The following is a 12,601-nucleotide window of genomic DNA, read 5'->3' on the forward strand; positions in this document are numbered from 1 at the left end:
GAATGGGGATGGAAGTAGATATCGGGACCGTCCTGCGTGGGGCCGGGCAGGACGGACCGGATATCTACTTCCATCCCCATTCCAATCCGAAGCCCTTCGAAGACGACCGCTGGGAAGTACTCGCCCACGAGCGGGTATCGGGCGGGCAGAAGTGGATCAACGCCCACCACCGCATGGCCCGGTCCATGATGGATATCATCGAAGGCAGGGAACCTGAGTACGAGTTGTGCCACGCGCGCACGGCCCGCCGCCATATCGAAATGGCCATGGGGGCGCACCGCTCCCACATCACCGGAGCGCGGGTGACCTTTCCCTTTGCCGAAACGGGCAATCCCTTCGACACCTGGTCGGAAGAAGGGCGGGCCTAGATGGATATCGATCGCTTCCGGCACCACCTGGCCGGACCCGTCGCTTCGATCAACACCCCCTTTCTCGAAAATGACGGAATCGACTACGACGGATTACGCCGGTTCGTCGATTTCTGCATCGAAGCCGGAGCAGGAACCGTGTTGTTCACTCCGGGGGACAGTCTCTATTCTGTGCTCACCGAGGCGGAGGTCGCCGAAATGACGGCCTTTACCGCAGGTGTCGTGAATAAGCGGGCGCTGTTCATCGCGAGCGCGGGTTTCTGGTCCACGCCGCAGACCGCCGCCTTCGCGGAGTACGCCCGGGACTGCGGTTCGGATGCGGTGATCGTGGCGCCTCCCGACCGCGGGATGACGGTGGACGGGCTCGTGGCGTACTACGATACGGTATCGCGGGCCCTGCCGGCCTTCATCCTGAGCGCCGGGCTGGTGAGCGTGGGCGTCCGGGGCGCGCTCGAAACGGTCGAACGGCTCCTGGACGAAGTGCCGGGGGTCGTGGGATTCAAGGAAGACTTCGGTCCGGATTTCGCCCGGGGCGCCTGCGCGAGAGCCCACGAAAAATGGGTGATCTTCGCCGGCGGCCAGAAGCAGACCCACATGGACATGCTGCCTTACGGCTGCGACGGGTACATGTCGACTTTCATCAAGTTCAAGCCGGACATAGCCCACGCCTACTGGGCGGCGATCGAGCGGGGAGACCTCGATGGGGCCGCGGCCGTCATCGCGCACTACGACATGCCCTTTTTCGACTATCTGTACAACACCTTTCCGGCGGGCGGCGACGCGGCCCAGCACGCCGTCATGGAACTGACCGGGATCTGCGGCCGCTGGCGGAGAAGTCCCCTCCCCGATCTCTCGGACGAGGAGATGGAGCGGCTCAAGGCGTTCCTGGCGGCCGGCGGCATGCTTTAGTTGATATGGCGGATCGGCACGATGTAGCGCCGGAAGAGGCCCGGCAGACCGGAAGACGCAGCGAACTCGCGGCACGCAACGCGTCGTAAGACGCAGCGGCTACACACAAAACACGCACATGCAAATTGGCTATACCACCTGGGGCATGCCCAGGGTCCTCGTGGACCAGGCCCTGTCGTTTCTGAACGAGCAGGGTTTCGACGCCGTCGAACTGACGGTCCTGCCGAACTACACGACGGCCGTGGACGGGCTCGACGCCGGTGAACGGCGCCGCATCAAGGCGCTCTGCGACGGATACGGCCTGTCCATGCCCGCCGTCGCCGCCCACCGCTCGCTCCTCGACGAGGACCCGGACGCGCATCGCGAGAACATGCGCGTGCTGAAGCGGGCCGTCGACCTGTGCGCCGAATGGAGCGACGGCCGCGGCACGCCGGTCCTGGACACCGTGTTGGGCGGCGCCCCGGAAGACTGGGAACCCAGGCGGGATTTCATCTTCGAGCGGGTCCGGGAACTGGTGGACTACGCTGCGGCCAGGGACGTGGTGATCGGGATGGAGGCCCACGTGGGGTCCGCGCTGGACACGGCGGAGAAGTCCGTCCAACTCGTGGAGACCATGGACTCGCCCTGCCTGGGGCTCAATTTCGACATCAGCCACTTCGACGTCCTGGGCATGCCCATCGACGAGGCGGTCCGGCTCATGGCGCCCCACGCGGTCCATACCCACGTCAAGGACCAGCGCGGCCGCGTGCCCGATTTCGAGTTTCTCGTGCCTGGTGAAGGCGATTTCGACTTTGCGGCCTACCTGCGCGCCATGCACGCCGCCGGATACGAGGGTTCCATCACCGCGGAGGTCAGTCACATGGCGCAAAGGCGCCCCGGTTACGATCCCTTCGAAGCGGCCGCCCTCTGTTACCGGACCCTCGAGAACGCCTTCGCCGAAGCGGACGTCCCCCGGACGTGAGCGGCGCCTTGTTGATCGCGTGCAAACATTGAACCGGGCCTTCTAAGACGCCGATTCGCAGCGGACCATTTGAAAACCGACAAGGAAAGGATGATCATGGAATACCGTTATCTGGGCAGGACCGGCCTGCAGGTTTCGCCGATCTGCCTCGGCACCGCCTTTCGGGGCGAGATCGACGAGCATGCCGGCGTTCGGGTGATCGAAACGGCCCTCGACCTGGGATGCAACTTCATCGACTCGGCGTTCTACGGGGAGGGCAGGTCCGAGAAAATCATCGGGAAGGCGCTCAAGGGACGGCGCGAACAGGTCGTGCTGTGCACCAAGATCTTCGGAACCGCGGGCGAGGGCCCCAATTACAACGGACTTTCGCGGTTCAACCTGATGCAGGGCGTGGAAAAAAGCCTGAAACGGCTTCAGACCGACTACATCGACCTCTACCTGGCGCACAGTTTCGACCCGGTCACGCCCCTCGAGGAAACCCTGGCGACCTTCAACGACCTCGTCCGCCAGGGCAAGGTCAGGTACATCGGCTGCAGCAACTGGCCGGTGTACAAGGTAATGGAAGCCCTCTGGACCAGCGACCGGCGCAACCTCGAACCCTTCGTCTGCCTGCAATACAACTACAGCCTCCTGGCGCGCTGGGAAACGGAACTCGAACTCATGCCCATGGCCAAAGACCACGGACTGGGTCTCATGTGCTACAGCCCGCTTGCCATCGGCCTGCTGACCGGCCAGTTCCGCCGCGGGGCCGTACCGCCCGAAAACAGCCCCTGGGGGAAGAACCCCCGCCCTGGACTGAGCCGCGGGATGTATCCCTTCGACGAGGCCATGACCGACAAGCTGGACGGCATCGTGCAGTCACTGATCGACGTGGGGGATAAGTACGGGAAGACGCCGGCCCAGACGGCGCTGGCCTGGCTCCTGGACCACGAGGAGGTTACGGCGCCGATCATCGGTCCGGATTTTCCCGAGCAGGTCGAGGAATCCCTCGGAGCCGTGGGCTGGACACTCGAACCGGAAGACCGTGCGCGGCTGGACGAGGTGTCCGCCCCGGAACTACCGGGGAAATACGCCTGACCCGGACAGGTGTCCACCGGAGCGGATTCGTACCGGATCCCGGATCAGCCCCGTATCACCGGAATCCCGCCCTGTCCCGAGGCCCGCTCGTTACGGGCAACGACCCGTCAGCCGAAGGGTTCGTCCGCGTTCCCGGAAGGCGGTCTGCGCTTCTTCGCTTCCACTTTTGTAGCGTTGTAGATAGACCGGATTCGACGGAACTTCTGGGCTACGAGCACGATGAACACCACCAGGATCACGCCCAAGGCGACCTGGTAGAGCGGGTTTTCCCAGCCCAGGATAACCGGCCAGAGCGCGAGGATCGCGAGGATGGTGAATCCCGCCTCCAGTTTCTCTTTAGTCGTCATATCCGACATCTCTCTTCCGGGGCCGCGGCCAATCAGAAATCGAATTCAACTTCCACCAGCCGGTTTTCTTTCGAGGCCGTTTCACACCCTTCGATGAGTTGTATCGGCCCCTTTGCCCATTCCCCCGTGATCTCCAGGGGCAGGCCGGCGAGCAGGTGATCGGCCACGTTTTTTTAATATCCTTGCCAGTTATGTCCCCGATCATAGGGTTTCACCTCGACGACACGGTGGCGGCCATCGGCCGAGGCCATGGTCACCGTACCCGCGCCGTCCCCGCCTTCCATGACGATCGATCCGGCGGTTCCCTGGACGGTCCACATGGGCCTGCGGGACGCGTGGATGGATGAGGTCATGAACTGCGCTTCGACGCCGGAGTCGAAACGGACGTAGGCCCGGCAGTAGTCCTCGTTGGTGTTGCTGTGCCAGACCCGCTTCATGTAGTTCCCGTAGAGCGTCGCCCGCTTGTTGATCCGGTTGCCCTGTCCGTCGTACCGCGGCACCAGTTGCAGGATCTTCTCGAAATTGTGGGCGCCCCAATCGTACATCGCCCCGCCGGAGACCGGCTTGTGGGACCGCCACGCCTGGCCCGGCAGGCCGTACCCCACCAGGGCACTTTCAATCGAATAAACCTCGCCGATATCGCCCCGGTCGACGATCTCCCTCATCGAAAGGATGTCCGGATCCCAGTGCCGGTTATGGTACACCGAGATCATGACGCCCCGGTCCCTGGCCAGGCCGATCAGTTCGTCCGCCTCGGAAACCTTGACCGTGAAGGGCTTCTCCGTGATGACGTGCAGGCCCGCTTCAAGCAGCGGCTTCGCCACAGAAGCGTGGTAGGCGTGGGGCACGATGACGATGGCCAGGTCGATAAGCCCGCTTCCGGCCATTTCCCCGGCATCCTCGTACATGGGCACGTCATCGCCCTGCTCCTCCCGCGCCGCTTCCAGCCGGGCGGGGTCCCGGTCGCAGACCGCCCCCAGTTCGAAACCGCGGGTCGCGGCGATCTGCTCGCTGTGGTGCCTCCCCATGCCGAACAGCGGTCCGTATCCCACCAGCCCGATCCGGACGGGCGATCCATCGGTCATCCCGCAGACGTAACGGAGTCCTTTGATCAACTGATCCTGGAAGCCGGGATGGACGAAGGTGCGGTTGTCGTGGCCGAGGGCGGTGTAAAACACGCGTCCCCTTCCGTAATCCCGCAAATACCCCAAGGGCTTGCGTTCGAGTTTCCATATGCCGTGCTGGAACCACCGGAGCGGCGCCACCGTCTTGATGACCATGTTGTAGCATTCGTCTTCGACGCGGAAAGTCGGGCTCAGGCGCGGCAGGATGTCGTCGAAGGCAGGATCCACCTCCACATCGAAGTGGCCCAGGGGATCGTGGCCGATGAACTCTGTGCCGATCATCTCGATGTAATCGGCGTATTGCGCCAGCCCCGCGTTGGCCGTGTGCACGGCCAGCAACCCGCCCCCGTTCCGCACGTAACCGGTGATCCCCTGCTCCTGCTCCCGAGTCAGTTCTCCGGCCGCGATGTAGAGCGCCACGGCGTCGTAATCCGACGGGTCGCGCAGGGCGTTCCGGTCATCGGTTACGTCCAGCGTAAACTGCGAAGCGCCATTCACGATCCCTTCGAACATGGCGGCGAACTGGCTGAATGGCGGCCTGTGTTCATTTATCAAAAGCAGTATGCGTTTCACGGTGGTCCCTTCCATCTGCGGGTGGACGAGATGACGACTATGATCCGTTTCGACGATTCCGCAATGCAGCTTATATACTTTCGTTCAAGGCCTTTCTCGACACCTGCTTGCCCATCCCGCACTACACCTGGGCGGGGACCTGCGTATCCGACGATAACGTGACCCGGATGCCGAACCGGAGATACCCCAGGGACAACAGTACGCACGCCGGCCACCAGAACCAGTCCGGCAGCGGCGATTCCATGAGCATGTGTACGGTGTCCAGCACGACCGCCGGCGTAATGGCGATAATCGCCAGGTTCAGAAGCGTCCGGTACGGAAGGGTCGTTCCGGCGGACGTCGTGAAGAAGGAGGCCACGTACGCGTAGAGCAGCGATTGCAGCGTCCGGTACGCATAGGACAGCACGAGAAGGACAGGGAAGAGCAGCGTGTTGACCAGAGTGCGGGTCCAGTCGGCGATCACGTACAGGTCTTCCCGGGTCAGCGTCTCCGGCGGCCCGTCCGGCAGGGAACTCACATCGACCTGTTCGCCCTCGCCCCGGATGAAGATCTGGGTCCGTGTGACCAGCACGGGCGCTTCGGTATCGTCCAGGCTGGTGTACCGGCCGGTGGGGTCGATGACGGCCAGGACCGTCCCGTCACGGCTGCGCAGGAGCGTCGGCGCGGAGGAGGAAGAAGACAGTTCTCCATTGGACAGGCTCATGTCGGGGAGCTGGTCGATGTAGAAAGGCGCTTCCCGGCTGACCCACTCGTCCACCTCGTTCTGTATCTGGATGGTGAAGGGAATCCAGGTCAGGGCCAGCAACAGCAGAAGGTACAGAAAGGGGCGGTTTCGCCAGTGCCGGGCCACGTCCTCGTAAATCGCCCCGTCGTAGAAGGCGATCCAGAGCGGGTGCAGTATACTGAATCTACGCATGTACGCGTTCTACCTCTCCGGCCGGCCGCCAAGGCGCATCCGGACGCCGCACGGCGGTGCGCTAAACCGAATTGGCCACCGAACCGTCCGACCTGAGCAACGTATTCGCGGTATTCATCGGGGTAAAAGTCGCGTCCTCCAGCAACTTATCGTCGAGTTCCACGCCCAGGCCCGGATCGTCGGGAATCGGAATGTATCCGCCCTCCCGCCGTATGCGGGTACGGTACACCTTTCCGGCATCCGATTCGTCGCCCATGCTGTACTCCTGCGTCACGAAGTTGGGGATGCTGGTGTCCAGGTGAACGGAAGCGGCGGTGATGAGGGGCGTCAGGAAATTGTGGGTAACCACGGCGCAGTGGTGGGCCTCGGCAATGGCGGCGATCTTCTTGCAATGGGTCAGGCCGCCGGCGAGGGCCACGTCCGGCCGCACGTATTGGGGTCCCCCGTGGGCCAGGAGCTCCTGGAATTCCCATATGGTGTTCAGGCGTTCCCCGTTCCCGACGGGTATGCCGATCCGCCGGGCGATTTCGCCCTGGGCCATGATGCTGTCGATCTGGATGGGATCCTCGATGAAATACAGGTTGAATTCGGTCAACGCGTTGGCCAGGGGCATGGCGGTCAGCGGGGTCAGTTTGCGGTGGACCTCCACGATGAGGTCCATGTCGGGACCGCCGCCGTCGCGCGCGGCCGCGACGAGATCCCGGGCGGTCCGTATCATCCGGTCGAGGGCCATGTCCTGGTAGCCGCCCGGCAGCGGGTCGAACTTGAGTGCCGTGAAGCCTTCCGACACCGCGTTGCGCGCGGATTCGTACATGGTCTCCGGCGTGCCGCCGCCGCCCAGCAGGTGCAGCCTGACCCGGTCCCGGCAGTTTCCGCCGAGCAATTCCCAGACCGGAACGCCGAAGTGTTTTCCCTTGATGTCCCACAGGGCGATATCGACGGCGCTGACCGCCCCGGACAGGGCGCTTCCCCGGAAGGGCGACATGCGGTAGAGATACTGCCAGTGATGTTCGATGCGGAACGGATTCTGTCCCACCAGGTAGTCTTTGAACCGCTCCACGATCTGGTGCACGGCTTCGGGATATCCCCAGCAGGCGGTCTGTCCCACCCCGGTGAGCCCGCTGTCGGTCCGGACGCGGATGACGTATCCGCCTCCGATGAAATACGAGGCGATGTCTTCGATTTTCACTTCGGATGCCTTTCTTGACGCCACGGATGAAACCGGCGGCCGGTGTCTAGTAGTCGCCCCAGAACTGTATCCGGTTGCCTTCCGGGTCGGAGACGTCGAAGCACGCTTTCCCGTCTTCGTTTTCCAGCCGACGCAGGCGCACTCCCCTGGATTTCAACGCTTCGTGAACGGCGCGAACGCTGTCTACGTGAAAGCCGATCTTCTGCCGGCCCCCGTTGGGGCTGGCAGCGCAGTGGAGACACAGTTGACAGGAACCGGTATCAAATCGGAGAAAACGATGCTCCGCGAAAGGTTGCTCCGCCGCCGGTTGCAGCCCCACGATGTCCCGGTAGAAGGCGGATACCGTTTTCATGTCCTTGACGAACAGAATGATGCTGCCGAGGTTCATAGCCCTGGGGTGATCACCCGTGAAACAGATATTGCCAGCTATTCCAATTGCCAGCTATTCCAATACGATCACATGTAGAGATGTCGGATAGACAACTATCAAGTAAGCGGTGTTTCATCCACCCCGCAACCAGAAATCAGCCCCTCTGTCCGCAAATCCTCAAAATGCAGTTTTTACTTGAAGACCCCCTCGCGTGCCCTGTATACTCTGTTTACAGATTCTTGACACAATTCGCTGTTTTTCCAGAACCCCCGGTACGGTCCGGCATGGTGGTTTCCACCGGTTCACCTGCCGGAGCATGCCGGAGGTACCAGCCAGGAGATACTCCCATGATTACGGAAGAGACCGGTTTGAACTTCGATCCGAAATACGAGGATCCGGAAAAGCTGAAAGCGTTGTCGCGGCGGGGGTTCATCGGCCGGATCGCCGGCGGGCTCGCCGCGGGAACGGCCCTGCTCTCCACGGCCGGAAGGGCCGATGCGAAGCCGCCGCGTCCCGAAGACCATCTCCCGGAACCCGATGACGTGGCCTACTGGAACTGGGTGGCCGACCAGTTCATCGTCCGCGACGGCGTTTCCTACATGAACACCGGGACGCGCGGACCTTCCCCGGCCCCGGTGCACCGGGCGCAGATCGCCGCGCTGGAAGGCGCGAACTCGGACTACAAGAGCTACACCAGCTACGTCTACAACAGCGACTTCCGGAAGAAGATGCGGGCGAAGATGGCGAAGTACATCGGCTGCAAGTCGACCGAGGTCGCCTTCACCAACAACACGACCGAAGGCATGGTCTTCGGCACCTTCGGCGTCGACATGGAGCCGGGCGACGAGATCGTGACGACCAATCACGATCATTCCAGCGGGGTGCAGCCCATCAACCTCCGGGCCGTCCGCCAGGGGACGAAGACCGTCATGATCGATCTCTCGTCCCCCGCGTACCACCCGCCCGCCAGTCCCGACGCGCTGCTCAAGGCCTTCGAGGCCGCCATCACGCCGCGCACGAAGATGCTCAGCTTCTGCCATATGAACTACGGCGACGGGCTCGTCCTTCCCGTGCGGGAAATCTGCGACATGGCCCGTTCGAAGGGCATCATCACCCTGGTCGACGGGGCGCAGCCTCCGGGCATGCTCGACCTGAACATGCACGATCTGGGTTGCGACATGTACGCGGGACCGTGCCACAAGTGGATGATGGCCTCGATGTACACGGGCTTCTTCTACGTGAAGGAGGACATCCTGGACCGCGTCTGGCCGACGCTGTACTCCGGACCGGTCAACGGCTTGTCCATGTACGGGCAGGAGCCCACGGGCTTCGCCAAGATATACTATGACGAGTACCTGGCGGGCGCCTCCAAGTTCGAACTGAGGGGTTCCTCCAACGCCCCGGCCCGCGTCGCCATCGACGCGGCGCTGGATTTCCACAACATGATCGGACCGGCCGCCGTCGAAAGCCGGAACCGCTACCAGGCCGTGCGCGTGGCCAACGCGCTACGCAATATGGACGGCGTGGACGTGTACAGTTCGCCCGATCCCCGCATGAGCGCGGCGCTCGTCTCGTTCAAGGTCAACGGGGTGGGCACGCGCGATCTCAACAACATGCTGTGGGACCGCCACCGGATCTATATCCGTAACGTCACGCACGACGAGATCAACTGGGACGCCAACCGGACTTCGATGCACGTCATGGTGACCGATGCCCAGACCGACCAGTTCATCGGCGCCATCGAGGAGATCGCGAAAGAAAAAAGACTTTAGTCCAGAAAGAAAAAGACTTTAGTCCAGCGCGGATCTTTGCGGATCTTTGAGGTCTTCAGGACAGAATGGGTTTGAGCGATAAATTCCGGAGGGAGGCGAAATGGCGTTTCTGCGTCACTTGGCGCTGCGCTGTCGTGATGTGGCGGTCTCGCGGCGCTTCTACGAGGAAGTGATCGGCTTCGACTTTATCGGCCGCCGGGGCAACGGCGAGGCAGTCGATCTCAGCGACGGTACCTGCAACATCACCCTGCTCCCGCACGATGATCCATCGCGGCCGACGCTCGAGGAAGGCGAGGAGTATATTCATTTCGGCGTACTGGTGGATGACCTCAAGGCCGCCTGGCACAGGGTGCGGAACTGGGGGGCGGAAGCGCCGAAGACCGTGAAGGGCCGGGACGCCATCTCCTCCGAGACGCCGCCGGAAATCGCCTTCAAGGCCATCGATCCCGACGGCAACATAGTCGATATCTCCGGAGACAGGGACGAATGGCGCGGCGCCAGGATATGACCAAGGGTTGATTCCCCGGTACCGATCAACCTCCTATGCGTATACTCAGATCGGCTGCCCTTTCGATTGACAAGTCCGTCGCGAGAGCAGCAGAATTGTTTGATTTCTCTCGCGGACGCATCCCTCCCGGCACCCTCACCGCGGCCGCGTGGCCGGGCCTGGCCCGATCCCTGGTACGACAGTTCAAACAGGGCGTCGCCGGCGTAACCGGTACGAACGGCAAGCACACGACCTGCCGGATCCTGGCCTCGGTCCTCCGGCAGGCCGACACGCGAACACTTTATCCCGAAGACATCGCGCCTTCCATTGACGAGGTTGTTTCCACCCTGGTCCAGGCGACGGACCGCCGCGGAACGATCCACGCGGATTACGGCGTCTTCGGCTTCGAGCCCGGCTTGCTGGGCCGGGCGATCAGGGTGTGCAGTCCCCATACCCTGGTACTGAACAACCTGTATGACGATGAATTGAACCGGGGGGTCGATCCCGTCGCCCTGGCCGGGGAATGGTGCAACTGGTTCGGCACCATGGCCGCGGGCAGCAACATCCTCGTGAACGCGGACGATCCGGTCCTCTGCGGTGGTTTCACGCGCGGCGTGCCGCCCCGGCTGACCTACTTCGGCGTGGAGGACGAGCGCTTGAATCAGGCGCATGTATCTACACCCGAGGCGCCATGCCAGCGGTGCGGCAACCCCCTCACCTACCGCATAGCCTGTCTGGCCCACCTGGGCGACTACGCCTGTGAAAGCTGCGGTTGGGAACGGCCGTTGCCCACGGTCTACGCCATCGACGTGGATCTGGGGGCTGCAGCATCCCGTTTCCGCCTCATCACGCCGCGGGGGCCCCTGGACGTGTGTCTCCAGCTGACGGGGCTTCACAACGTGTATAATGCAGTCGCCGCCGCCGCCGCCGCCGTCACCCTCGGGCTGAGCCCCGTGACGATACGCAAGGGACTCGAATCAGTGACGTCGACGGGAGGACGGGACGAACGGGTGGTGATCCATGAGCGGGAGGCTCGCCTGATGACCATCAAGAACAGGACGTCGCTGCATGAAGCGCTCAGAACGTGCCTGTTGGACCGCAGGCGCGGTCATTTCCTGTTTCTCCTGGACGCCTCCGTGCACGACGGGCGAAACGGGCCTTGGATCGTGGACGGCGACCTGGAAGGCATGGCGGACCGGTCGAGATCGGTGCACGTGGCCGGCGCGGGCGGCGCGCACCTGGCCCTGATGGATGAGCAGATGGACGCGGAAGAGATGGCTTCGGCCTCGGATGTCAGCGACGTATTCCACGATCTCATGCGGCGGCTCGCCCCGGGCGACCGGCTGTGGGTCCTCGCCACCGAAGGCACCATGTACGCGGTCAGGCAGGAGTTGAAGGAAATGGGGGTGCTTTGAGGGGGCGGCCGGCCAGAGCCAGGGCGCCTGGACAGTTCCAGGGGCCGACCGGTTCCGGCGTGTCCGGCCAGTGCCGTGACGTCAATTCCACGGCGGACGGTCACACCCCTGGAAGGGATAGTGATCGCCGGGCCGGAACCGGGGAAGGGGCGGATAGTAGTTGACGCCGTCCACGGCCTTGCCGCGGCACAGGTAGGCGGGGAAGTTCTCACGCTTGATGCGCGTAGTCGTGGGAATGTACCGGAGCGTCAACCCGCACCGGCGCCGGTCGGACAGGTTGGCCTTCGATCCGTGAATCAGATAGGGATCGTGCAGGGAGACGCCGCCCGCCGGCACGCTGACGTCCGCCGCCCGGGTTTCATCCACCTTCAGGTCGAGTTCCGAACGCAGCACGTTATCTCCTTCGGATACGCGGTGCCTGTACAGTTTCTGTTCCCGGTGACTGCCGGGAACGACCCGCATGCATCCGTTCTCCGGGGTGGAATCGTCCACGGCCAGCCAGATCGTGATGACCTCCATGGGTTCCAGCGGCCAGTAGTTCCCGTCCTGGTGCCACAGCACCGCCTGCCCGTCCCCGGGCGGCTTGCTGATGTAATGGGCCGCGAAGAGGGCGATGTCAGGACCCAGGAACGGTTCGATGACGTCGATAAGCCGCGGGTCGGTGCAGAGGCGGATCCAGAACGGATCGTCCACGATCAGGTGGTGATGGTACTGCTCGGGCCGGACGTCGGGGTACTTCTTTCCCATCCACTCGACATGGCCATGGGCCTCGGCGGTCAGGTCACCGTCGATGACCCCGGGCAGGACGACGTAGCCGTCTTCTTCGTATCGCCGTACGATATCGGCGCTACTCATGGGTCAGGTCCCGCTGTTCGTGTTCGAGATGCTTGCGCAGGGCGCGGCCCACGACACCGATCTGGTGCTTGAAGTCCTGGAACGTATAGCTCTGGTGAAAATCCCAGTAGCTGTTCCAGACCGCGTCCCGCTTGTCCTTGACCTCCGCGAACCGGATCAATCCGCGCCCGATCTCTGGCCTGCCCAGGTTGTCGTAGGTTTCCCGTGTGACGTAGTAGCCGTACCGGGCCTCCGCGAT

General features: G+C 63.1%; 15 protein-coding genes. 7 read left to right on the plus strand and 8 right to left on the minus strand.

All coding sequences use genetic code 11. The features are described 5' to 3' along the window. The 4 genes from OXG98_15935 to OXG98_15950 form a co-directional block, all read left to right on the plus strand. A partial coding sequence (locus OXG98_15935; GenBank protein MCY3773497.1) for a hypothetical protein occupies window positions 1–368 on the plus strand: 368 nt, incomplete at its 5' end. Continuing rightward, window positions 369–1,277, plus strand: coding sequence for a dihydrodipicolinate synthase family protein (locus OXG98_15940; protein ID MCY3773498.1), 909 nt, complete (start codon window positions 369–371; stop codon window positions 1,275–1,277). 118 nt (window positions 1,278–1,395) lie between these two features. Next, a complete protein-coding gene (locus OXG98_15945; GenBank protein MCY3773499.1) occupies window positions 1,396–2,238 on the plus strand; it encodes a sugar phosphate isomerase/epimerase in 843 nt (280 codons plus the stop codon). A gap of 96 nt (window positions 2,239–2,334) precedes the next feature. Continuing rightward, on the plus strand, window positions 2,335–3,315 hold the full coding sequence (locus OXG98_15950; protein MCY3773500.1) for an aldo/keto reductase: 981 nt from the start codon (window positions 2,335–2,337) through the stop codon (window positions 3,313–3,315). A gap of 107 nt (window positions 3,316–3,422) precedes the next feature. On the opposite strand, the gene OXG98_15955 is transcribed toward OXG98_15950, so the two are convergent. The 6 genes from OXG98_15955 to OXG98_15980 form a co-directional block, all read right to left on the minus strand. Beyond that, a complete protein-coding gene (locus OXG98_15955; GenBank protein ID MCY3773501.1) occupies window positions 3,423–3,671 on the minus strand; it encodes a hypothetical protein in 249 nt (82 codons plus the stop codon). A 23-nt stretch (window positions 3,672–3,694) separates the two neighbouring features. Further along, window positions 3,695–3,829, minus strand: a complete 135-nt coding sequence (locus OXG98_15960) for a hypothetical protein (GenBank protein ID MCY3773502.1) — start codon at window positions 3,827–3,829, stop codon at window positions 3,695–3,697. Between the two features lie 6 nt (window positions 3,830–3,835). Next, window positions 3,836–5,359, minus strand: a complete 1,524-nt coding sequence (locus tag OXG98_15965) for a ThuA domain-containing protein (GenBank protein ID MCY3773503.1) — start codon at window positions 5,357–5,359, stop codon at window positions 3,836–3,838. Window positions 5,360–5,480: 121 nt separating this feature from the next. Next, on the minus strand, window positions 5,481–6,275 hold the full coding sequence (locus OXG98_15970) for a DUF1189 family protein (protein ID MCY3773504.1): 795 nt from the start codon (window positions 6,273–6,275) through the stop codon (window positions 5,481–5,483). 61 nt (window positions 6,276–6,336) lie between these two features. After that, window positions 6,337–7,464 (minus strand): mandelate racemase/muconate lactonizing enzyme family protein, encoded by a 1,128-nt coding sequence (locus OXG98_15975; GenBank protein MCY3773505.1) that lies wholly within the window; start codon window positions 7,462–7,464, stop codon window positions 6,337–6,339. Window positions 7,465–7,510: 46 nt separating this feature from the next. Then, a complete protein-coding gene (locus OXG98_15980; GenBank protein MCY3773506.1) occupies window positions 7,511–7,852 on the minus strand; it encodes a VOC family protein in 342 nt (113 codons plus the stop codon). Between the two features lie 329 nt (window positions 7,853–8,181). Here OXG98_15980 and OXG98_15985 point away from each other — a divergent pair, with 329 nt between their 5' ends. The 3 genes from OXG98_15985 (at window position 8,182) to OXG98_15995 (ending at window position 11,508) form a co-directional block, all read left to right on the plus strand. Next, window positions 8,182–9,606 (plus strand): aminotransferase class V-fold PLP-dependent enzyme, encoded by a 1,425-nt coding sequence (locus OXG98_15985; protein MCY3773507.1) that lies wholly within the window; start codon window positions 8,182–8,184, stop codon window positions 9,604–9,606. A 100-nt stretch (window positions 9,607–9,706) separates the two neighbouring features. Further along, window positions 9,707–10,114, plus strand: a complete 408-nt coding sequence (locus OXG98_15990) for a VOC family protein (GenBank protein ID MCY3773508.1) — start codon at window positions 9,707–9,709, stop codon at window positions 10,112–10,114. A 95-nt stretch (window positions 10,115–10,209) separates the two neighbouring features. Then, entirely contained in the window at window positions 10,210–11,508 is a 1,299-nt protein-coding gene (locus OXG98_15995; GenBank protein MCY3773509.1) for a MurT ligase domain-containing protein, read from the plus strand. Window positions 11,509–11,589: 81 nt separating this feature from the next. Here the strand turns inward: OXG98_15995 and OXG98_16000 are convergent, their stop codons facing one another. Both OXG98_16000 and OXG98_16005 read right to left on the minus strand, forming a co-directional pair. Further along, entirely contained in the window at window positions 11,590–12,363 is a 774-nt protein-coding gene (locus OXG98_16000) for a phytanoyl-CoA dioxygenase family protein (GenBank protein ID MCY3773510.1), read from the minus strand. Further along, window positions 12,356–12,601: hypothetical protein (locus tag OXG98_16005; GenBank protein ID MCY3773511.1), on the minus strand; the 246-nt coding region annotated here is incomplete at its 5' end. The genes OXG98_16005 and OXG98_16000, both read right to left, overlap by 8 nt.

The sequence above is a fragment of the Gemmatimonadota bacterium genome (genome assembly GCA_026706345.1).
GTDB lineage: Bacteria > JAAXHH01 > JAAXHH01 > JAAXHH01 > JAAXHH01 > JAAXHH01.

Excerpts from the sequence above, each read along its gene's own strand:
- OXG98_15940 (MCY3773498.1), top strand. The coding sequence starts at position 369 with ATGGATATCGATCGCTTCCGGCACCACCTGGCCGGACCCGTCGCTTCG.
- OXG98_15980 (MCY3773506.1), bottom strand. The coding sequence starts at position 7,852 with ATGAACCTCGGCAGCATCATTCTGTTCGTCAAGGACATGAAAACGGTA.
- OXG98_15990 (MCY3773508.1), top strand. The coding sequence starts at position 9,707 with ATGGCGTTTCTGCGTCACTTGGCGCTGCGCTGTCGTGATGTGGCGGTC.
- OXG98_15950 (MCY3773500.1), top strand. The coding sequence starts at position 2,335 with ATGGAATACCGTTATCTGGGCAGGACCGGCCTGCAGGTTTCGCCGATC.
- OXG98_15955 (MCY3773501.1), bottom strand. The coding sequence starts at position 3,671 with ATGTCGGATATGACGACTAAAGAGAAACTGGAGGCGGGATTCACCATC.
- OXG98_16000 (MCY3773510.1), bottom strand. The coding sequence starts at position 12,363 with ATGAGTAGCGCCGATATCGTACGGCGATACGAAGAAGACGGCTACGTC.
- OXG98_15970 (MCY3773504.1), bottom strand. The coding sequence starts at position 6,275 with ATGCGTAGATTCAGTATACTGCACCCGCTCTGGATCGCCTTCTACGAC.
- OXG98_15985 (MCY3773507.1), top strand. The coding sequence starts at position 8,182 with ATGATTACGGAAGAGACCGGTTTGAACTTCGATCCGAAATACGAGGAT.
- OXG98_15945 (MCY3773499.1), top strand. The coding sequence starts at position 1,396 with ATGCAAATTGGCTATACCACCTGGGGCATGCCCAGGGTCCTCGTGGAC.